This is a genomic window from Paenibacillus sp. S33, from assembly GCF_053615415.1.
In genome coordinates, this window is sequence record NZ_JBSIEZ010000001.1 from 5,150,969 (window position 1) to 5,172,280 (window position 21,312).

Sequence of the window (21,312 nt, forward strand, 5' to 3'; positions counted from 1 at the left end):
TATAAAAATCCTGCAACAAACTACATAGTGTAGTGTATTGCACATTGAGAATCGGGAGCGCGAAAAGCACCACCCGTAAGAAACATCTTGTCCAACTAGATTAGCGCCAGTGCGAACATAAGTGTCAGCATCACTAGCACATAGCTGGAAAACATAATCGAACGCCAAGGCATTTGAATGACAGGTTCTTGCTGAGGGTCTAAAATACGTGAGATACGATAATTAATGGACGTTTCTGCAAACGAGGAACAAGCGGCCGAGTTTACCAGGCGAGTATTGGCAGGTGTCATACTCAGAAGCTTGAGCAATGCGCTCCCAATCCCAACGGGTGAACCAGCTCGATGGATCGCTTCGTTATCAGCCAAAATTTCACGGGCCGTCTTATAATGATTGGTAATGTGACGCAGCACTGGCAAGTAAAACAGCTGTTTAGCACACACTTGCAGCAACCAGGTCTTCAACGGATCATAATGTTTCATATGATAGGCTTCGTGGTATATGACAGCCTCTTCCTCGTGCTTGTCCAGTACGGACAATAGTGCAGAGGACAATACAATGCGTGGCTTCCATAATCCCATCGTAAAGGCGGCTGGCTTGGCATAATCAATGACCCATATCCGATCGGTCCCGAGTTCACGATATCGCTCACCCAGTGCTTCGGTCAGCGACAGATCACGCATTCGGTGCAGTCTGCGAAAAGCTGCCCTGGTAGCCATACACTGTCTGACTGCTTCTCCTCCGGCGATAGCGAAGGTAACGAAAACCAGCCCGCTGAGCGCATCCACCATGTAGCCAATTCCGTAGTGCTGCAACAAACTTCTGCAAATTTGAAACACGTTATAATTCAATTTCCAGCCGAAAACATGCTGCCCAGCGTACATACCCATCTGTATAAGGGCGAAACCCGAAATCAAGGCGCCTGCTGTAAACAGTAATTTAGAACGTGTTTTCCACATCGCTACATATCCTTTTTCCATTGTTTAATTTTTTGTTCCAGACGTTCGATCAACTTCGGATCGGCCACCTCCAGAGCATCAATCATATGATTGACAGCAAGCGGACCAAATTCATCCACCAATTCGTGACTGAGTCCCTTGGATTGCTCATCCATGAACTCTTCCCTACTTAAAACTGGACGATATAAAGACGTTCTCCCACGTATACTCTTACTCAGTATCCCCTTGTCCACTAAACGGTTCATCACGGTCATTACCGTATTGAAGTTAAAGTCCCGATCCCCCTCCAACGCGGTCTGCACTTCTTTGATACTCCGATCCGAAGTGGACCATAAAATATCCATAATCTTGGCTTCCAGAGGCCCGAAAAATCGGTTAAGCCCAGTTTCGCCAGCTTTAAAATTCAGTCGTTTCATAAGAAGCACCTCACACTACCGATTGTAGTGTATATATCCGGCTAAAGTCAACCGTCACACCTAATGTCAGTTTCTTCATGGAATCATATACAAACCGCCGAATGTCTCCATCCGGCGGAAATTCATCGGTATTCATAACTTTCAGGTCAATCTGCCAATCTGTATCCTACACCTCTTACGGTTGCAATATATTCAGGTTCCGCAGGTCGATCATCTAGCTTCTTACGCAAACTTTTGACATGCACATCTACAACGTTACTACCGCCTACAAAATCCGTCTCCCAGATATCGTGCATCATTTGCTCGCGAGAGATCACTTTGCCTTGAGCATCAATCAGCTTCAGCAACAAATCGTATTCTGTTTTAGTCAGATTCAGTTGACTCTCTTCTTTATATACCAGCATTTTATCTCGGTCAATCCAGATGTCCTTGAACACCGTACGACGGCTGGCTTGCGCTGCCTGACGGGAAACGGCAGGATGGCGTACAATCATCCGTTCAATGTCATGCACCATATGATTGGAAGCCAGCGGCCACACCAGCACCTCTTCTGAAGGAAGCAGCTCATTCGCATGTACAGACACCCGATCCTGAACCACGTACATAACCGGTGTGTCTTTCATGTGTTCTACCTCCAGACGATTGCGGATATCCAGTAATTCATTCTGTGGTTCGGTGGCGGTCAAATCGTAAATCAACAGATCGCTTCCCAGATGACGCTGCACTTCAGGCTCCCAGCGATGAAAAACCATCACATCAAAACACGCATCTGACAACGTACGCACCAACCCGTGAACTACACCCGGTACCGAACTGATTAGAATGATACGACGTGTGGTCGGACAATACAAAGGCTCATTGGAGGGAACGGTCTGCACCGTAGGTGTAGAGGGAGCTGCTAACATCGATGTCCAACTGCCCTTCACCCGTCTAGGCATGTCAGCCACTTTGAAACGATTCGTTATCTGATTCGCTTGCTTTGGCATTCCTTACACACTCCTCCGAATACGACATGGGCATGGGCAATATTATACCCCGTTTCATGCGCAACCGTGTCAATCCAATCATGGGGGACTTCACTCATTACTTCATCTACCCGGCCGCAAACCTGACAAATAATATGCTGATGATCGTCCATCCGTCCGTCATAACGACTAGCAGCTTCCCCCAGCTTCAATTCACGGATTAATTCCTTATCCGTCAAATAACGCAGTGAATTATATACCGTTCCATAGGCCAGATTATATCCGCGCTCCATCAACCGATTCATAACATCGGCCGCAGTAGGATGATCGTGGGCTTCACGAACCACATCATATACCGCTTGGCGCTGCGAAGTTAAATTTAAAGTTCTCATGCCGCATCTCCCTTAACCAACGCAGATTATATTAATTACAAACTTACAATCATAATAAAGATCAATTTAGAATAAGTATAAATCTTAATTTATTTCAAGTCAATGGGATCGGATAAATTGAACGGCTTTGCAACACAATGTATACATGGTACATCTCAGCTCATACACATCGGAGGAATATTTTATGAAAATACTGTGGATATTCACACTCTTTATGATGCTTATGCTCGGCACCAATCTGCTAGTGAACTGGCTATTCAGTACTCATACCCCGTGGGAGCCGATGGCATTGGCTTTTAGCACTATGCGTCCATCCGAATATATCGTCTTGGCAGGAATGCTGCTCGTATTCTTTGTGACCGTGGCAAAAAAACAAATTAAATACGGATTTCACTTCCTTTTTTCACGATGGTCCCGTTTTCTTAAAGTTTCCGCTTCTTCCTCGGGTTCTAACTCTGCTTCGATGCAAAAGAGCGGCCAAAAAGAGCAGCAAGGGAAAGATGTAAACAAATAACGGATGAATATAAATAAACGATAATCGTCCAAAAGCAAGGTGCTCAATCATGCTGGGTGTTTGTACCTGTGACCACAGTAAGACAATGATTCCGACAAAAAGTAGTGTTTTCCGGTAGGGGAGGCTAAAAATATCGGAGATCCCGAGCACCGCAGCATAGAAGAACAGGGCAATTTTAAAAAAATCGCCCACAATCATCGTCATCAGAACAATCACATCCAGACGTTGTAAATATTCTGAAAACTGTACATTCCCAAAGGTGCTGAGTAAAGGAAAGATGGAGCGCTGTGCAATGTCAGTGCCCATAACAGCCACATTTAGTATTGCGGATTCAGCTAAAACGAAACCACCTACGATAATGCCCGCATAGCCTGTTCTGGCCATCTGCGACGTTTTTTCCAAATGGGGCACGAACATCATAAAACAAATCATTTCTGCGTATGGAAATGCCAAATGTTCCCGAATGGCTGAATGAAGCACAGATTTAAAGCCATGCTCCATCACCGGCGTCAGCTCATGCAAATGAATGCTGTCCGATAAAATCAACAGTACATTTCCCACAAAAATGACAGTCACCACTGCAATAAGCATGATTTGTCCTGTTCGAGCTAATACTTCAAATCCTAACCAAAGGACATACATTACGCACAAAACCATAAGGAAGGCAACGACGAGGCTGGGCGTTTGCTCCAGTACGGAAATACGAATTAGCTCTGTCTCATCGCGCAAATTCCCGCCTGTTAGAAATAAAAAAAACAAAATATATAATACTCCCATGACTGTTCCACATGTATGACCGACCAATTCGCTAGCATAGGTTGTGAGAGGCTTACCAGGGAACGTTTCAGCTGTGTAGCAGTACATTCGGAATAATACCATACCCAGAATCATAGCAACGAGTTGGATAATCCAGGTGTCCCGCTGCATATAACTATTCATATTAATGGTAATTGCGTTGCCTGTAAGAAAATGAAACATAAGAATGAGCAATTGCCCCGTGCTGATGTATGTTTTGTTTTCAAGACGATGACTCACGAGGCATACTCCTTTCTTTTTTTGTTGCGAAACTTTTTCAGCCATGACACCATAAGCAACAAGAAAGGAAAGAACACAGCAAATATCGGAAACACCCATTTCAGTACAAACTTGCCTGTTGTAAGATGTTCTTGATAACCCTGAGCCATCAACACGCAAGAAACAAGCATGATAAGCCCAAACGGCAGAATCAGTTTATGGTATGAAACACGTAATACATCTTCAGCAGCCTTAACCGCTGCATAATAGAAAATGAAAATTTTGAAAAAATCAAAAATAATGACAGTCATGACCCCAATTACATCCACTCTATCGACGAAATCTGATATTTCCACCTTGCTGATCATAGAAAGCAGCGGGTAAGTGGCCCGTTTGAATACGTCCTCCCCAAGCACAACCACATTTGACAGTGTAACAAAAGACAGGATTGCGCCTCCCAACAATACAGCGGTGACCCCAACCCCGTTGGCACGGTAGCCTTTCTTTAATGTGGGAAGGATCATCGCAAACGTGACCATCTCACCGTATGGCAACATCAAGGCTTGTGAATAGACAACCTCCCATACCGGCTGCCAGCCATGCTGAGCAATAGGCAATATATTGCTCATATGAACAATGCCTGACAATAAAATCATGATATTCGTAGCGAAGCCCAGCAGCAGCAGCAAAAATAACAGCATAAGTCCCGTGCGGCCTGCGACCTCAATTCCCAAATGCATCACATACATTACAAGACCAATCATCAGGACACAGACGATAGTTAACGGCGTATGCTGTAATGTCCGATCGGCAATCAGTATTCCAGTATCTCGAAGATCGCGTGCTCCACCGTAAAGAAAAAACACAATATATAAAAAGGCAAGCACGCTCCCAGCAGTTTTGCCCAGGAGCACCTTGCAGTACTGTGTCATGAGTAGGTCGGGAAAGTGGCGGTGAAGGCTGCCGTAGCATAGAAAAAGTAGGGCTCCCAAACCTGCGGCGATAAGAATAGCAATCCACGCATCCTTGCCCGCATCTCTTCCGGGAATAGACATCATGGACGTCCCCAACTCAAACAGCATCATCAGGGAAATCATCTCTTTTGCGTCGATTTGTATCTTTTTCAATGCCTTCCCTCCTTTCCCGATTTCACTAATTGGACTCTCCCTTTGAATAAGGGCTAGTCCGTGACTGTGTATGCTTCAGTACCGAAGTCACCTGAACACGAACGGTGCTTTCTGCAAAATAGCGGCTCCATTCAGGTGAGAGTTTTTTCCACTGTTCAGGATGGCTTTTCTCCAGTGCATGGCCTAGACCGAGTACATCACTACGGCTACGCTGAACCTCCTTAACCGTTGAAGTAATCACTTTTTTTGTTTCTTCTCCCCACTGTTTCTGCAAGCTATACATAACCTCTGGACTTTTTAAGTCAATCGAGCACTCGGCTTCCTGAATCGTCCCGGTCTGCTCCAAATTAATAACAAATACCGGCTTCCCTTGCTCGATCAGGCTGTGTACATGTGTTTTAGAATACAAGGTTTCGATTCCAATGGTTTCACCTTTTTTGCCGCAGCCCAACGCGGTTTCAGCACTTTTCACTTTATTGTTTACTATAGATAATCCAATAGCTCGGTTATCGTCCAGCCAATGGACGAGACGATCCTTACGGAACACACCCATACCGTTAATGCGAACAACCGCTTCGGGCAAAATAGTATCCACGTTAGCCTTAAGGGGAGCCTGCTCCAAATTACCTTCTACTTCTACACCAGTAAGGACAGGGCCACTACCTTTATTGGACATACTCCGGATAACATCGTCTAGACTCACTGCGTAATCCCCGGCGTACATACGCTGGGACGCTTCCAGCTTACCCGAGATATCATTAGCAGGAATACGACCGATTGCAGTCATGGATGCCAGTACGTTCTTGGCCGTTTCACCGCGTGCTACCAGCATTTTCATCGTTAGTCGGGGCTCCGCGGCCCTTTCCAAATAATCCAACGTATCCCCGATACCACGTCGAGCCAGCTTTTCTCCAAAAACGACAATCCTCGCATGGGCCAGAGAAACTACCCGCGGAATCTTCTGTGAAGCTTTGCGAATCACTTGAAAAAGGTTGCTTCCCTTTTGCTGAAACAGCACGACTGGGGTATTTCCTCGGGCCTTAGCCCCGGCAATTTCATCCGCTACGATAATCTGTAGGGAAACCACATAATCCGATTCCCCATCCGCATCAATGCCTATAGCCGCGACTACTGCCCGCTGGTTCAACTCCACTGAATCCCAGCAGCCAGAGAGAAGCGGCATGACTAGTAGCCCCACCAAACTCAGCATCCATATTCTCCATTTAAAGGTTACTGTGCTTCGTTTACTCCCCTTCTCCAGATGCACCCTGAGCGCCCCCCTCCCGCATTGGTGAAGTTTTATCGGAAGGGGAAATCCCGCTTCCATCCTTCATTCGTGTCTGATTCGTTGATGTAATACTTTTAGGACGTTTCCGCATCATCCAAAATGGCATTCGCAATACCGCATCCTTTTGACTCTCCAGCACAAAAGGACTGAAAGGGGCCATGTAGGGTACCCCAAAAGAGCGAAGGCTGTTCATATGGGCGATCAGCGCAATGAGCCCCAATGTAATGCCATACAGCCCCATAAATGCAGCCAGCACCATAAAAACAAACCGGAACAGTCTCCCGGCTACCGCCATGTTATATGCCGGAATCGCGTAGCTGGCAATCCCCGTCAGCGCTACTACAATCGTGAGCAGCGGGGTGACAATTCCAGCCTCCACAGCCGCTTGTCCCAATACAAGCGCACCGATAACGGATACCGTTTGTCCGCCCACACGGGGCATTCGAATACCTGCTTCTCGCAAGATTTCAAAGGTGATTTCCAGAATAAACGCCTCCAGAAATGCCGGAAAAGGAACGGATTCCCGCTGCGCTAGTATGCTGATCAGCAGTGGGGTTGGTATCATTTCATAATGATAAGTGGTTAAGGCGATGTAGAGAGAAGGCCCCAAAATCAGAATAATAAAGCTGATATAACGTATGACTCGGATGACAGTTGCCATGTCATAACGTTCCGAATAATCGGAAGAACTTTGAAAAAATTGAGCAAATACAGTGGGCATCACCAGTACAAATGGATTTCCATCGACGATGAGTGCCACCCGACCCTCCATAATGTTGCTGCTAATCGTATCCGGTCTTTCCGAGTTATAGATCGTTGGAAATGGTGTGAGATTTTGGTCCTGTATCATCTCTTCTACCATGCCGGATTCAAATATGGCGTCAATATTGATGGCTTTTACTCGTTTGCGAACTTCATCTACGACACTTGAATCTGCAATATTTTTCATATACAGTATGGCCACATTCGTGAGGGACGTACTTCCCACTTTGAACATCTCCATCGTAAGATCGGAGCTTTTAATCCGCCGACGTACAAGAGAGACGTTCGTGAACAGGGATTCCACAAATCCATCCTTCGGCCCCTGGACGACAGACTGTGTGGAGGGCTCGTTAACCCCCCGTGTCTCTCCTCCGCGTGTGCCGCATGCGATGGTTTTTTTACAGCCTTCCAGCAGAATGATCGTATCTCCCATCAAGAGTTGTTCCATCATGGAATTCCAATCATCGCAATCCTTCACTTCACCCAGTTCCAGCGCATGAGCCTGTATCCGATTGTAAAGCTCTTCTGCACTTTCTACCTCAGCAGCCACCTCGGCAGATGGGCGGCTAAGCAATGATTTCATGACGAGCTCATTCACCGTATCCGTCTTGACCATACTATCTAGAAATACAATGGCGGCAGGAACATCCGCCTTTAGTCCGACATTAAAACGGCGAATCAAGAAGTCTGGGCTGTTAGACGTCGATTCCTTAATTTGCTGCAAGTTGGTATCCAAATGAGCCTCGATCTTTAAAGAACGTGAAGAATTTTCTTTATTCCTGTCCGCACCCGACTTTTTATTATGTTTGCGATAGGGATAGCGAATCATGAGCAAACCTCATCTCCAGTAAGGCAGCAATAGCTACCGCCCATTTTTCCTTATTCTTGTATCTTTGGAGTATGCTCAATCTATTCCCAGTTATGCACCAAACATGTGAACGAAACGCTATAAGCGCACCCGCGTAATAAATTTCAATAAATTCTTCATTTGCAAGCTTAATGTCAGTTTTTTTGATAAAATGAAGGAATATGCCTCTCGGGAGGGTTAGCATCTTGTTCAGTACGTTTTTTGTAAATACCTGTATCCTTGTCACCTTTTTGTACATAACAGGCCTTATATCACAAAGATATAAAATCCGACTGCACACCTTGAAACGTAAGGTACATTGGATTGGAGGCGCCCTTTTTGGGTGCTACGGCATAGTTATGATGTACTATTCAATTCCAGTAGGATTTAATACGATTGCCGATCTTCGTCATTTGGCCATCGTAGCTACCGCAACGTATATCGGCGCCCCAGCAGCACTCATGGCTACCCTGTTTATATGTGTAGGTAGATTATTACTGTTTGGTATTAACACTCAAGCCATCGTAGGCGCTGTTTTTATGCTGTTTGCCGGTCTGGGGTGCGCTATACTGTCACATTTGTCGTGGTCACGTTTGCCCAAGCTGATTATGATGAACATTTTTGCTTTGGGCTTTATATTTTGTTCCCTGATGGTTAATTTAAAAGATCTTGATGATGTTCTGCACGTGTATCCGCTCCAATTCTTCATTTCCATGGTCGGCGGATGTCTTCTGTACCTCATTGCTGAATCTATCAACACATCCAATGAGCTGTTACTTCGACTGGAGCATACCTCCTACACAGACCATCTCACTAATTTAAGCAACAGAAGACAGCTTGAGTTTTCATTGGAAGAAAAGCTCCCTCAAGCTCGCCAACGTCATGAGCACTTATCTGTACTGGTGTTGGATATTGATCACTTCAAGGAAGTCAACGATACCTACGGACATGCGGCAGGAGATGCAGTGCTGCGCCAGCTTGGGCAGATTTTAATGGAAAAATGTCGTCCTAATGATGTAGTCACTCGCAGCGGGGGGGAAGAATTCACCGTGCTTTTGCCGAATTGTGCTTTTCGGCAAGCGCTGCGCATAGCTAATCAGATTCTTAGTGGAGTAAATCAGCACGAGTTTATTTTAGCGGACGATCTTGTTCTTAAAGTCACGGTGTCCATCGGCGTGACGACCTTTCCTGGTACCGGGGAAGATATGTCCGGAGCAGCCCTGCTGGAGCAGGCAGATAAAGCACTATACGAAGCTAAAAATGCAGGACGTAACCGGGTTTGCTCATATGAAATATAATTTGAGGCATGACCATTTCATAGAAATAGCCGATACAACCCTCTCTTGAGAGTTGCATCGGCTATTATCATTTTGAATCTTCATTATGATTGCATTTCCCCACCACGAGTGATGTACGCTTGGCAAGCGAAGCCAGCGTATGGGACCCCCATACTTCTAGCATACGTTGTTCGCTCTCGGCTAAAATTTCGGATACGGCTATCGCCAACTCCTCACAAAAAGGATTGGTTTCCGGTTCATGCATCATACCCGGGAAAATTGGATCACATATTTCAATAGCGTGGTATATATCGGCAAGTGTAATATGGTCGGCCGAACGGGTAAGCACATAGCCTCCCTCACGACCTTCGCGTGCTGCAATCAAATCTGCCTGTACAAGTCGCGTCAGCACCCTGCGCACCAAAGTGACTTCACAGTCAATGGAACGGGCAATAGAACCGCTGGCACAGAGTTCTCCGTACTTTTCCAAATAGACAAGCGCCTTTACCGCCACCCCAAGCCATTTGGGCGTTGCGGTGCGTAGTCGTTTTTCACTATTCAAATGAGATGACACCCCTAAGCTGTAGAAACTTCGTTGAATGCATTGTACGTGATGTCAGAAGTAAGTTCAAGCCTGAAAGCCGGAATCCTCTGTAGCATTAGCGCCCAAAGTAAAATGAGCTAGCCGCACTTCTCCGCTCAACAACAGGTATACATCACGTGTGCCAGAGACTGAATGTACCGCTTCCGCGAGCGTAGCCCATGCTTGCGCTCCTCCTGTATTGCCCACGTTCACACGTGCCACAGCTTCGCTGTCCGGCGCATCCAAACACAGCTCAATTGTGGCATCGCTACTGTTGCCTGACACGCGGCACTGAAACTCGACCACACTCACCGTATCCATGTCTACGCCATGAAAGGCAATCCAACCGGAACGTTGAGGTGTGCGCGGACGTACACAAGCCTCCCTTTGCTCCTTGCTTTCATCCAGTACGATGTCGGAGCAATCATCAAAGTTTTCAGCGCGGATACTTCGTCCGGCTTGACGTGGTGGAATAACTGCGCCACGAACATACACAGGGTGCTCCAACCGGATATCCGCTGAGGAAGCGCCTGCTAGCAGTGTATATTCTCCCGATTCAACGCAATAGCAATCCCGTGTAACATCCCAAATTGCCCAATCCTTTATCCGAATCGTAAAGGAAACCGTTCTCGTCTCACCTGCCTCTAAGCGAATACGTTGAAAACTGCACAATGTCTTCAGTGGTCGCTTTACTCGTGAGGCACCGGGCCGTACATAGAGTTGTACGACCTCTTCACCAGCAGCTACGCCCCGATTCGTCACCTCTACCCACACCTGGAGCGTATCCACGGCATCCAGTGCAGCAATAGACTTTAAGCTATCCTTTGGGGCATCCGTACGCAGGTCATTATATTCAAAAGGCGAATACGTCAATCCATGGCCAAACGGATATAAAGGTTCACCTTCAAAATATTGATAGGTACGACCGCCGCGAATAATATCGTAATCTTTAATGTCGCCCAATTGATCCTCGCTCTGAACCCAAGTCATGTTCAAACGCCCCGCTGGCGCGTAGTCTCCAAATAACACATCCGCTATTGCTGTACCATGCTCTTGTCCCGCATGAGACGTGTATACGATCGCTGGAATATGCTCCTGAACCCAAGGGATGGCAAATGGATAGCTGCCCGTCAGAACCACAATCGTATTCGGATTGACGCGATACACTTCCTCGATAAGCCGTTGCTGGGAAGCTGCCAGTTCCAAGCCTGGACGGTCATTCTCTTCCTTTCCATTGATGAGCGGGTGATTTCCAACAAATACAATTGCTGTATCTGCCGCTTGCGCAGCGGCTATCGCTTCCGCTAAACCATCTGACACCGTCTCTACCTGGAATGTTGTATGGCTCTGTCCTGAAACTGTCGAGGCGTTACTCTCTACAGCGTGAAGTACAGATTTTTCAGCCTCCACTACCTTTAATGAGCCCTCCATTCCGGCAATCACTGAATTGCCATTCCATGTTGTCCACAGATGCTCTCCTTGTTCAACAGGAGTCAGCCCAAAGACCTCTTTGACATACCAGCCATACGCTTCATCAGCTGTCACACGGAGCGTCTCCTCATCACTCGTCACGTAAGTACCTAGATGCTCATCATGTAACGTCACACTGCCATTGCCCCAATCCGTCATGGTCAATATCGTGGGCTTTCCATCCTGGGACAGGCGCATCTCACCAGAAGAATCGACTGTGAGCTTCGCTCCGTCATTTGCCGCCGTCAAGGTCACGCGATTCTTGGCATCACGGTACACGACGCGTTCCTTTGCGTCCTCACCTTCCAGTTTGGCACGAATCGCCTCCAGCGGTGTAACCCGGTAGGGCAGCGTACCGGAATACCAGTCGCGGTACACCTCATTGCCATGCGTACCAATGACCGCTACTTTGCCGCACCGGGCAGGGTTCAAAGGCAAGAGTTCATGCTCATTTTTAAGCAATACGATCTGCTCCCTCGCCGCACGCAACGACAATTCACGGGCTTGCTCTGTCAGGAGAGCTTCCTCTCCGATTAAGGCATAAGGATTGTCTGCCGCCGGATCAAATTCCCCCAAACGAAAACGGACACGGAACGTATGGAACAATGCCCGATCCAAGTCTTCTTCTTGTAGCGTTCCTTGCGCCAAGGCTTCACGAATCGCCTGTTTGGAGAGCTCTGCATCATCTGTAATGCTGTCAATTCCCGCCCGAATAGATTCGGCCACACCTGGCGTGTGTGAATCGTAATACTGATGATCGTTGACAATCCCCATGACATCACCCGCATCACTTACGACAAAACCGTCCATCCCCCATTCGTCCCTGACAATATCGTTAACCCCATAATATAACGTAGCAGGCGTTCCATTAATCAGGTTGTAAGAAGTCATCATCGACTGGGCGCCGCCTTCCCTAAAAGGCTTCTCAAAGGCTCTTAGGTAATATTCTCGCAGGTTTCGTGGATCTATACTGGAGGAGCCACTTCCCCGATCCACTTCATTATTGTTACCTAGAAAATGTTTTAAAGTTGCGACCGCTTTCAAATATACCGGATGATCCCCCTGTATCCCCTTGACTAACTCCTTTGACAGCTCTCCCGTCAAATATGGATCTTCGCCGTAAGCTTCCTCATTGCGTCCCCACCTTGGGTCACGCTCCATATCCACTGTAGGTGCCCACAGGGTCAGACCGTTTAATTTGGGATCACGACGATAGTACACACGCGCCTCATCGGCGATAACAGAGCCGATGAGGCGCATTAATTCCGTATCCCAAGTACATGCCAATCCTACAGGCTGAGGAAATGAAGTCGCCTCACCCAACCACGCTATCCCGTGTGCCGCTTCCGTACCGTGCTTATAAGCTGCGACTCCCAATCGGTCAATGGACGGCTGGTATTGCAACATGGATTCAACCTTTTCCTCCAAGGTTAGTCGCGACACAAGATCCCGTACACGCTCATTCAGATGAATCTTCGGATCTTGAAATAAATATTCGATACCCGTTGTTTCATGACTCATATCCGTCATCTCCTTAGCTTAATAAGATGATAAAAAGTTCATTTATGAAAGCGTTTTAATATATCATAGCTAAAAAGGGATACCCCGGCAACAATACCGAAAACATCCTATACTGGTTGAAAGAGAGACCGCAGCATAAAGACAAAAAAAGTTGTATTTTACCTTCAATATACAAAGCTAAAAATAATATTTTTTGGTATAATCAGGATATATCATGGAAGGAGGAAGATCTAATGAAAAATACTGGAATGACACGGCCTCTAGATCAATTGGGCCGGATTGTACTTCCTAAGGAAATGCGGACCACAATGGATATCAATATCGGTGATTCACTTGAATTTTTCGTAGATGAAGAAGGGTTTGTACTAAGAAAATACACCGGTGTCTCCTGCAAATTTTGCGGCGCGGTGGATCATTTAACTTATTTTCGCGACAGCTTTATTTGCGCAGAGTGCATCCAGGTATTAAAGACCGATGAAAATGTGCATGCCACAAGCACCGATGCTATCCAGGCTCAAGAAGATTCTAAGCCGACCCGAACCAACACAACCTGGCAACCCAAGCAATCTAGAGTGCAGCAAGGTGAAATGGTAAAAAAGCTACGCAAGCTGATTCAGGAACACCCGAACCTGCCACAAAAAGTATATGCCGAAATGCTAGATATTTCCCAAGGCCGGGTGTCCCAGTTGAAAAAGCTACTCTAAACCTTCTCAAAACAATATCCCAAGATCATATACTATGTACTCGCAAGCCTATCATTTTCATCGCAACTACGATGGCCAGATATAGAGTAAGGTGCATATCCGTGGATGTGTCCCTTACTCTGTATCTGGCTTTTTTATGCTGCCCGCCCCTACCAATGTGACAATAGTCACATACTCTCAATGTATACGTATATACAATATATAGATCGAAACAATTGGTTAACACAAGATATCATCAATATGTTGTTTTTGTGAAAAATATATATATTTTACTATATGGAGGGTTTTACGATGAAGGTGCTGGAGGAACATCAATTATACGACATCGGCGAACGGGTCATTGGGGCACAAGATCTGGACATGCTGCGGGAGAATGCAAATTTGAATGGAGAATCGTTCAGCGGCAAAATGAGCAAGCTTGGGTCCGAGTATGCCAAATGGTATGCGCGCCTGCGGGTACTTCCGCCTGAACTGACGAACGCGATTGACCACGGGTATGTATATGTTCACGATTTGGACCAATATGCACTCGGAACTACAAATTGTATCTTTATTCCTTTTGGTCGTTTACTGCGAGACGGCTTCAATACAGGCAACGGCTCTGTGCGCACACCGCAAACGATTATGTCTGCTATGGCACTAGTCGCCATCATATTCCAGTCTCAGCAAAACAGCCAATTCGGAGGTGTCTCTGCCAATAAAATCGATTGGGACCTTGCCCCATACGTTGCCCGGTCCTTCCGCAAGCATCTGCGCAAGGGACTCCGGTTGTTCGAGGAAGAGATAGAATCCAGTCTACCTGACGACGAACTACATATGGCCAATCCCCATTTGCAAGAAGTCTGCCCTCGTTCATACGCATTCGCACGCGAAGAAACGGAGACGGAAACCCGGCAGGCTGCTGAATCGCTCATTCATAACCTGAACACCATGAGCAGTCGGGCGGGGGGACAGATTCCATTCACTTCACTGAATTACGGAATGTGCACGTCTGCTGAGGGACGGCTTGTTACTCAATCGCTGCTAGAGGCCACTATTCGCGGCTTGGGCAGCGGGGAAACTCCTATTTTTCCACAGCATATTTTCCAATGTAAAGAGGGAATCAACCAGGCAGAAGGCGACATCAATTATGATTTGTTCTTACGGGCGGTAGAATGCTCTAGCAGACGGATGTATCCCAATTTTGTGAATGTGGATGCCACCTTCAACCTGCCTTTTTACCGTGCTGATGATCCAGATACCATTATAGCGACAATGGGTTGCCGTACCCGCACCATTTCTGACCGTTTCGGTAGAAACCGGCAGAGTGGCAAGGGGAATCTCTCCTTCAATACCATTAATCTGGTGCGGCTTGGCATTGAATATGGTATTTGCACAGGCAAACGCCTGACACCTGACCGTGATCGCTTTGATGCGAGACTAGAAGAAGTTATGCGCATTGCGGTAGATGGCCTAATTCATCGCTATCAAATCCAGACCAGCCAACCGGCCAAAGCCTCGGACTTTATGATGCGCGAAGGGGTATGGGAAGGTGGAGAACAACTGGCACCAGATGATAAGGTGGGAGGCGTACTAAAACACGGTACGCTTTCGATCGGGTTCATCGGGCTGGCTGAGTGCATGAAGGCACTATACGGGAAACACCACGGGGAGGATGATTTTGTATACCGCGAGGCACAGCGAATCATCACTTCCATGCGCGTGTATTGCGATCGAATGAGTGAATATCACAATTTAAATATTACATTGTTCGCTACGCCTGCCGAAGGTCTGTCGGGCAAGTTCACATTGCTGGATCAACGTGATTTCGGGATTATTCCTGAGGTAAATGATCGAGAATATTACACCAATTCTTTTCATATTCCCGTGTATTACACGCTCCCGGCTGCTCGTAAAATCAGCTTGGAAGCTCCGTTCCATAACCTATGCAACGCTGGTGCGATTTCATACATTGAGCTGGACGGTAATGCGCGGAATAACCCGGATGCGTTTCTTAAAATTGTTCAGTATGCGCTGCATCAGAACATCGGCTATTTCTCCATCAACCATCCGGTGGATCGTTGTACGGAATGTGGTTATGAAGGGATTATCGGGACAAGCTGCCCCCAATGTGGCACAGATGAGGAGCACACACACTTTCAGCGCTTACGTCGGGTAACCGGATATCTGACAGGAGATTATACCGTTCGCTTTAATGCCGCAAAACAGGCAGAAGTTCGAGACCGGGTGAAACATAAGTGAATTTGTGTGGCTACATTCCGGAATCTCTGAACGAAGGATACGGCCTGCGCACCGTTGTGTTCATTAGCGGTTGCCGTCATGCCTGTCCTGGATGCTTTAATCCAGAGTCATGGAGCTTCCGTGCAGGCGAGCCATTCACCCCCCAACGACAACAGGAGGTCATTCGTGACATCATGGAAAATCCGTTGTTGGATGGACTGACTCTCTGCGGGGGAGACCCGTTTTTCTCAGCAGCAGAATGCTCGCAATTTGTGCGTGACTTCCGCGAAGCCTGTCCCGACCGAACCGTGTGGGCTTACACTGGCTTTGTCTATGAAGATCTACTCACAGATCAGGAGCGACAGGAACTGGCGCTTTTGTGCGATGTGATTGTGGACGGTCGTTTTGTAGAACAGCAAAAGGACCTGACCCTTCCCTTCCGGGGCAGTCGCAACCAGCGTCTGGTAGATGTGAAAGCCAGTATTCAGGCAGGCTATACCGTTTCATTGACATAAGGCGATGCTTACCCAGCAAGCAAGATGCTATATCTAATCTAAGACAAGCCCCCATCATGGGTAAGGCTTGTCTTAGATTAGATATAGCTAACAGATTCCATTGGAGTTTCTATTGCGCATCCTGTAAGTTTCACTTATGATGGTGAACAAGTATACGAGTGCATAATTATTCGTCATACCTTAACCGCATAGCTTGGAGATAGGTGTCTGTTCTATTCAGATCAGGCTTAAAAGGGAAGCCGGTGCAAATCCGGCACGGTCCCGCCACTGTAAACGGGGAACTTTCAGCTGTTCATATATCCACTGGTCCACAGACCGGGAAGGAATGCTGAGCGTCATGATCCGTAAGTCAGGAGACCTGCCTATTTTAACAACATCGCAAGTACCTACGGAAGATAGGGAGGTGTTAAAAGCAGTCGCCGTATTTTTGATTTTTTAATCACGGAGGCATTCTTTCCCCTACTTATTTTTAACTTTGGGGGGAAGAATGCCTTTTTTGGTACGTAAAAATAAAACAGCTACCCGCTAGGAGGAAAAGTACATGTCCATTATTGAATGGCCTGAATTGTCCGGCTTAATTAGCAGTAATCTGGGATATCCGCGTATCGGCGAAAATCGGGAATGGAAGAAAGCACTGGAACGCTTCTGGAACGGCAGCATTAACGAAAGCGAACTGCAGACGGAAATGAAAAAATTACGGTTGGAGCATCTGAGCAAGCAGCGCGATAAGGGGATTGATCGCATTCCTGTCGGAGACTTCTCCTATTACGATCACATGCTGGATACATCTGTGATGTTCGGTCTAGTACCTGAACGGTTCAACTATCGTCCCGCAGGTCCGATTCCTCTGTCCGTGTACTTCGGGATCGCTCGCGGTCAGAAGGGAGCAACCGCCAGTGAAATGACCAAATGGATGAATACCAATTATCACTACATCGTTCCCGAATTGGCAAATGCAGTCCCGGTATTCACTGAAAATAAACCCTTACAGGCTTATCGTGAAGCAAAACAGGAACTAGGCATTGAGGGTAAACCGGTTCTCATCGGCCCTTATTCATTCGTTACCCTTTCCAAAGGCTATGATCGTAAGGAGCTTGCCTCTATTATAAGAACCTTCCTGCCTTTATACACCCGTGTCCTGTCTGAGCTAGCAGCAGAAGGTGTTCAGTGGGTACAAATCGATGAACCTGTCCTGACCACCTCATTCCCAGTAGAGGATCTGGACATTATTCAAGAAGTCTATGAAGCTTTGACCCAAGCTGCGCCCTCCTTAAATATAATGCTGCAAACCTACTTTGGCAGCCTAGATCATTATGAGCGTCTGTCCGCACTTCCGGTACAGGGGCTGGGTCTTGATTTTGTGTATGATGATGGCGAAAATCTTCAGCATATATTGCAGCATGGCTTTCCTAAAGGAAAAACGCTGGGCGCTGGTGTCATTGACGGACGCAATATATGGCGCAGCGACCTGAACGCTGTAGCTGCACTGCTGGGTCAGTTAGCAGAACAGACCACTGCCGAGCAGCTTATCGTACAGCCATCATGCAGTCTGCTGCATGTGCCAGTCAGCCTGGAGGCAGAGCACAAGCTGGACAAGGAGCTGGTGCAAGCGCTGGCCTTTGCTGATGAAAAGCTAGAGGAAATCGCCATCCTGACAGCTGCACTTGGCAAACACGATCCATCCGCACTCACCAAGCTTGGACAAAGTGCAGATGCGGTAGCCCGTTTCAACAGTTCAGCGGCACGCGTACAGACAACTGCCGATCTGGCCGACCTGTTGGCCAAAGAGCCTCTGTCACGCAGCGTTCCTTTCGCCGAGCGTCGTGAGATTCAGCAAAATAAGCTGAAGTTGCCTCCACTGCCTACGACGACCATTGGTAGCTTCCCGCAGACCGCCGAGATCCGCAAGGCCCGCCTGCACTATCGCAAAGGAGAATGGTCTGCCGAGCAATATCGAACGTTCATCCAACAGCAAATTAAGGAATGGATTGATATCCAAGAGGACATTGGCATTGACGTGCTTGTACATGGGGAATTTGAGCGGACCGACATGGTTGAATTTTTTGGCGAAAAGCTGAACGGCTTTGCTTTTACGCAAAACGGATGGGTGCAGTCCTACGGCTCCCGCTGTGTCAAACCGCCGATTATATACGGAGACGTTTCCTTCGATCAGCCCATGACCGTGGAAGAAACGGCATTCGCCCAATCGTTAACTTCCAAGCCTGTTAAGGGAATGCTTACGGGTCCTGTGACCATTTTGAACTGGTCTTTCGAACGTAATGATATTCCACGCAGTCAAGTTGCTTTACAGTTGGCTCTGGCATTACGGGCAGAGGTAGAGGCACTGGAACAAGCGGGCATCGGCATGATTCAGGTCGATGAGCCTGCAATTCGTGAAGGGCTTCCGCTGAAAAAAGAACAGCAGCAAGCCTATCTGGATTGGGCGGTTCAAGCCTTCCTTGTGACCACGGCCACCGTTGAGCCAGCGACCCAAATCCATACGCATATGTGCTATTCCGAATTTCAGCATATGATTCAGTCCATCTCCGATATGGATGCCGACGTTATATCTATTGAAACCTCGCGAAGCCACGGAGAACTGATTGTCAGCTTTGAAGATCAGGTATACGACAAAGGCATCGGTCTGGGCGTGTACGATATCCACAGCCCGCGCATCCCCGATGTATCTGAAATGCTAAGCATGATCCAGCGTGCCCTGCGCGTACTGCCATCAGATTTGTTCTGGGTTAATCCAGATTGTGGTCTGAAAACCCGTACCAAAGAGGAATCTGTCGCCGCCTTGCGACAAATGGTACAAGCGGCTCAAGCAGCCCGGGCTGCATTGGCTGTATCCAACTAATTTTTTTATCGTATCCAATCGCGCCATCATTTTCGCCTTATCCTATTCCCCTTTCCGGCCCTTTTTGCTAAAAGCCAGGAAGGGGGATTTATTCTAGATCATATAATGTATATACGCCTTGAATATGCTCCATTTTCATCTGCTTCATATGTACGCCTAAGCCATGTTCTCGATCCCAGGAGCAACTAAAATTCAAATACAGTTCATCCTTTGCCGATGAGTCGGAAATCAGTATAGACATAAGCTGTATTCGATCCAACAATTGTTCCGGCCGCTCCACATAAGGCGCATATTCATCTGGGTCCTCTCCCCATGTACTGTAAGCATTCCGGTACTTTTCCACTATGCCAGCATAATGATGGTGTATGGACTCCAACACTTGAGGATGAATAGTTGACGAATATTCCATATACTGCTCCCATGTCTTTTTTTGCAACTGTGTAGGTTCTTCTATAGTCTGTGCCTGTTCTTCGGAGTCGGCTCCCACGATAAATTCGACTTCTACTTCCGAGGGCTGCCCGCAAAAATTAACATGTACTACACCACGCAGAACAATCTCCTCAGATACATCCCAAGACTCATCATCCTGTTCCAGTTCCATATACCAGTGTTTCCAATCCACCCTTTACCACCTCTTCATAAAAAGTAATCTTTAAACCTATTGAATACTTTACAATCTATCATTTTAATGAATGAAATTAAAGCGGCATCCTATTTGGGCTTCCAGCCATATTTCGAGGAATTTCCAAATGAAACTACTTTTTTCTACAACATTCGCTATTCAATAAAGCCTTCAAGAAAGAAAATATACCCATTTCGGCACAAATATTTTATTATTAAAAATTTAGTACCTTGCATTAATCAGTACATGATGTTAAATTATACCTGACTACTGTTCTATAATTAGTACCCGTGACAAATTATGCACAAACACACGTTTCTTCCCCTTATTCCGAACGACACCTATGAATCATTGATAACATCCAGGAAGGGAGCACCGCTCGTGAATGTGAACATCCAATTCAAAAAAGGGGTACTGGAACTGTGCGTTCTAGTTCTAATTGGACGCAGAGACCGTTATGGCTACGAGTTGGCTCAAGCCGTCTCCCGTCATATTGAAGTAGCTGAGGGAGCCCTATATCCACTGCTTCGCCGTCTGGTATCAGAAGGATACTGCACAACGTATTTACAGGAATCGACCGAGGGACCTCCCCGCAAATATTATCGGCTGACTGATACTGGAAGCCATTATACAAAAATACTTACGCGGGAATGGAATGATTTTGTCCATCATGTCGCAAGCCTACTGGAGGAAGGAAATTCCGATGAATAGAAAACAGTTTCTTACAGAGGTGGAGCAGCGTCTTTCTCCTCTCCCTGCAGAGGTACGCAATGAGCTGCTTAGTGATTTGAGCCAGCATTTTGACTACGGGTTGGTCAATGGAAAAAGCGAAAGTGAGATTGCCAATGAGCTGGGTAACCCAGAGGATATTGCCCGAGAAGCGTTGGATGATCCCAATGCAGCCTGGAACGCTTCTCCTCCGCTTCGCCAGGGAAGCTTCGCACGCAATCTTTTTACTTTCTTAGGACTGCTGTTTCTCAACTTGCTGATCTCCATCCCGATTATGGCTACCCTATGGGTAGTATGGGTTTCATTGACCGTGGTAGCGGTCAGCTTCATTGCAGCCCCCCTTCTCGCCGTTACTGATTATGCGCTGAACAGCACCTTTTACCCGGCCAAATTCTTTTTCTCTATCACGATGACGGGTATAGGTCTATTGCTGCTGCCTGGAGTACGTTATCTCTTACTCCTTATGGTCAAAGGCACAGTACGATACTGGAAATGGAATCAGACTACCCTGAGGGGAGCTTACTAACAAC

At 47.0% G+C, this 21,312-nt stretch carries 18 protein-coding genes and 1 riboswitch; of the genes, 7 read left to right on the forward strand and 11 right to left on the reverse strand.

Annotated features, from left to right (window positions below):
* Positions 1–95: 95 nt before the first annotated feature.
* The 8 genes from ACWGXJ_RS23410 to ACWGXJ_RS23445 all read right to left on the reverse strand — a co-directional run bounded on the left by ACWGXJ_RS23410 (position 96) and on the right by ACWGXJ_RS23445 (position 8,263).
* Positions 96–956: a M56 family metallopeptidase gene (locus ACWGXJ_RS23410; RefSeq protein WP_069290603.1), complete on the reverse strand. Its 861-nt coding sequence runs from the start codon at positions 954–956 to the stop codon at positions 96–98.
* A gap of 2 nt (positions 957–958) precedes the next feature.
* Positions 959–1,372: a BlaI/MecI/CopY family transcriptional regulator gene (locus ACWGXJ_RS23415; RefSeq protein ID WP_039271686.1), complete on the reverse strand. Its 414-nt coding sequence runs from the start codon at positions 1,370–1,372 to the stop codon at positions 959–961.
* Positions 1,373–1,518: 146 nt separating this feature from the next.
* Entirely contained in the window at positions 1,519–2,358 is an 840-nt protein-coding gene (locus ACWGXJ_RS23420) for a response regulator transcription factor (protein WP_250260200.1), read from the reverse strand.
* Positions 2,334–2,729 carry a Fur family transcriptional regulator gene (locus ACWGXJ_RS23425; protein WP_023990809.1) on the reverse strand — a complete coding sequence of 132 codons (396 nt, stop codon included), beginning with the start codon at positions 2,727–2,729 and terminating at the stop codon, positions 2,334–2,336. Before ACWGXJ_RS23425 ends, ACWGXJ_RS23420 begins: the two co-directional genes overlap by 25 nt.
* A 403-nt stretch (positions 2,730–3,132) precedes the next feature.
* On the reverse strand, positions 3,133–4,278 hold the full coding sequence (locus tag ACWGXJ_RS23430; protein WP_452567687.1) for a GerAB/ArcD/ProY family transporter: 1,146 nt from the start codon (positions 4,276–4,278) through the stop codon (positions 3,133–3,135).
* A complete protein-coding gene (locus tag ACWGXJ_RS23435; protein ID WP_250260198.1) occupies positions 4,275–5,384 on the reverse strand; it encodes a GerAB/ArcD/ProY family transporter in 1,110 nt (369 codons plus the stop codon). Before ACWGXJ_RS23435 ends, ACWGXJ_RS23430 begins: the two co-directional genes overlap by 4 nt.
* 25 nt (positions 5,385–5,409) lie before the next feature.
* The gene (locus tag ACWGXJ_RS23440; protein ID WP_452567688.1) at positions 5,410–6,651 is read right to left on the reverse strand and encodes a Ger(x)C family spore germination protein; all 1,242 of its coding nucleotides are present in this window, start codon (positions 6,649–6,651) and stop codon (positions 5,410–5,412) included.
* Positions 6,629–8,263: a spore germination protein gene (locus ACWGXJ_RS23445; protein ID WP_322172965.1), complete on the reverse strand. Its 1,635-nt coding sequence runs from the start codon at positions 8,261–8,263 to the stop codon at positions 6,629–6,631. Before ACWGXJ_RS23445 ends, ACWGXJ_RS23440 begins: the two co-directional genes overlap by 23 nt.
* 224 nt (positions 8,264–8,487) lie before the next feature.
* Between ACWGXJ_RS23445 and ACWGXJ_RS23450 the strand changes: the two genes are divergently transcribed.
* Positions 8,488–9,579: a diguanylate cyclase gene (locus tag ACWGXJ_RS23450; RefSeq protein WP_452567689.1), complete on the forward strand. Its 1,092-nt coding sequence runs from the start codon at positions 8,488–8,490 to the stop codon at positions 9,577–9,579.
* 67 nt (positions 9,580–9,646) lie between these two features.
* Here ACWGXJ_RS23450 and ACWGXJ_RS23455 read toward each other — a convergent pair whose 3' ends face one another.
* Together ACWGXJ_RS23455 and ACWGXJ_RS23460 are read right to left on the reverse strand one after the other, a co-directional pair.
* Positions 9,647–10,120: an Rrf2 family transcriptional regulator gene (locus tag ACWGXJ_RS23455; protein WP_452567690.1), complete on the reverse strand. Its 474-nt coding sequence runs from the start codon at positions 10,118–10,120 to the stop codon at positions 9,647–9,649.
* Positions 10,121–10,186: 66 nt separating this feature from the next.
* Positions 10,187–13,132: a glycoside hydrolase family 3 C-terminal domain-containing protein gene (locus ACWGXJ_RS23460; RefSeq protein WP_452567691.1), complete on the reverse strand. Its 2,946-nt coding sequence runs from the start codon at positions 13,130–13,132 to the stop codon at positions 10,187–10,189.
* A gap of 233 nt (positions 13,133–13,365) precedes the next feature.
* Here ACWGXJ_RS23460 and ACWGXJ_RS23465 point away from each other — a divergent pair, with 233 nt between their 5' ends.
* From ACWGXJ_RS23465 to metE, 4 genes are all read left to right on the forward strand, one after another.
* Positions 13,366–13,836 carry an AbrB/MazE/SpoVT family DNA-binding domain-containing protein gene (locus ACWGXJ_RS23465; protein WP_023990816.1) on the forward strand — a complete coding sequence of 157 codons (471 nt, stop codon included), beginning with the start codon at positions 13,366–13,368 and terminating at the stop codon, positions 13,834–13,836.
* Positions 13,837–14,127: 291 nt separating this feature from the next.
* A complete protein-coding gene (locus ACWGXJ_RS23470; RefSeq protein ID WP_452567692.1) occupies positions 14,128–16,077 on the forward strand; it encodes an anaerobic ribonucleoside triphosphate reductase in 1,950 nt (649 codons plus the stop codon).
* A complete protein-coding gene (gene nrdG, locus ACWGXJ_RS23475) occupies positions 16,074–16,571 on the forward strand; it encodes an anaerobic ribonucleoside-triphosphate reductase activating protein (protein WP_061830472.1) in 498 nt (165 codons plus the stop codon). Before ACWGXJ_RS23470 ends, nrdG begins: the two co-directional genes overlap by 4 nt.
* Positions 16,572–16,755: 184 nt before the next feature.
* Positions 16,756–16,951, forward strand: a riboswitch (cobalamin riboswitch).
* Between the two features lie 161 nt (positions 16,952–17,112).
* Positions 17,113–19,431, forward strand: coding sequence for a 5-methyltetrahydropteroyltriglutamate--homocysteine S-methyltransferase (metE, locus tag ACWGXJ_RS23480; RefSeq protein WP_452567693.1), 2,319 nt, complete (start codon positions 17,113–17,115; stop codon positions 19,429–19,431).
* Between the two features lie 88 nt (positions 19,432–19,519).
* Here metE and ACWGXJ_RS23485 read toward each other — a convergent pair whose 3' ends face one another.
* A complete protein-coding gene (locus tag ACWGXJ_RS23485; protein ID WP_348620873.1) occupies positions 19,520–20,053 on the reverse strand; it encodes a DUF6985 domain-containing protein in 534 nt (177 codons plus the stop codon).
* A gap of 381 nt (positions 20,054–20,434) precedes the next feature.
* Here ACWGXJ_RS23485 and ACWGXJ_RS23490 point away from each other — a divergent pair, with 381 nt between their 5' ends.
* Both ACWGXJ_RS23490 and ACWGXJ_RS23495 read left to right on the forward strand, forming a co-directional pair.
* Positions 20,435–20,764 (forward strand): PadR family transcriptional regulator, encoded by a 330-nt coding sequence (locus ACWGXJ_RS23490; protein WP_061830478.1) that lies wholly within the window; start codon positions 20,435–20,437, stop codon positions 20,762–20,764.
* Positions 20,757–21,308: a DUF1700 domain-containing protein gene (locus ACWGXJ_RS23495; protein ID WP_250266875.1), complete on the forward strand. Its 552-nt coding sequence runs from the start codon at positions 20,757–20,759 to the stop codon at positions 21,306–21,308. The genes ACWGXJ_RS23490 and ACWGXJ_RS23495 overlap by 8 nt, the downstream gene beginning before the upstream one ends.
* Positions 21,309–21,312: the final 4 nt, after the last annotated feature.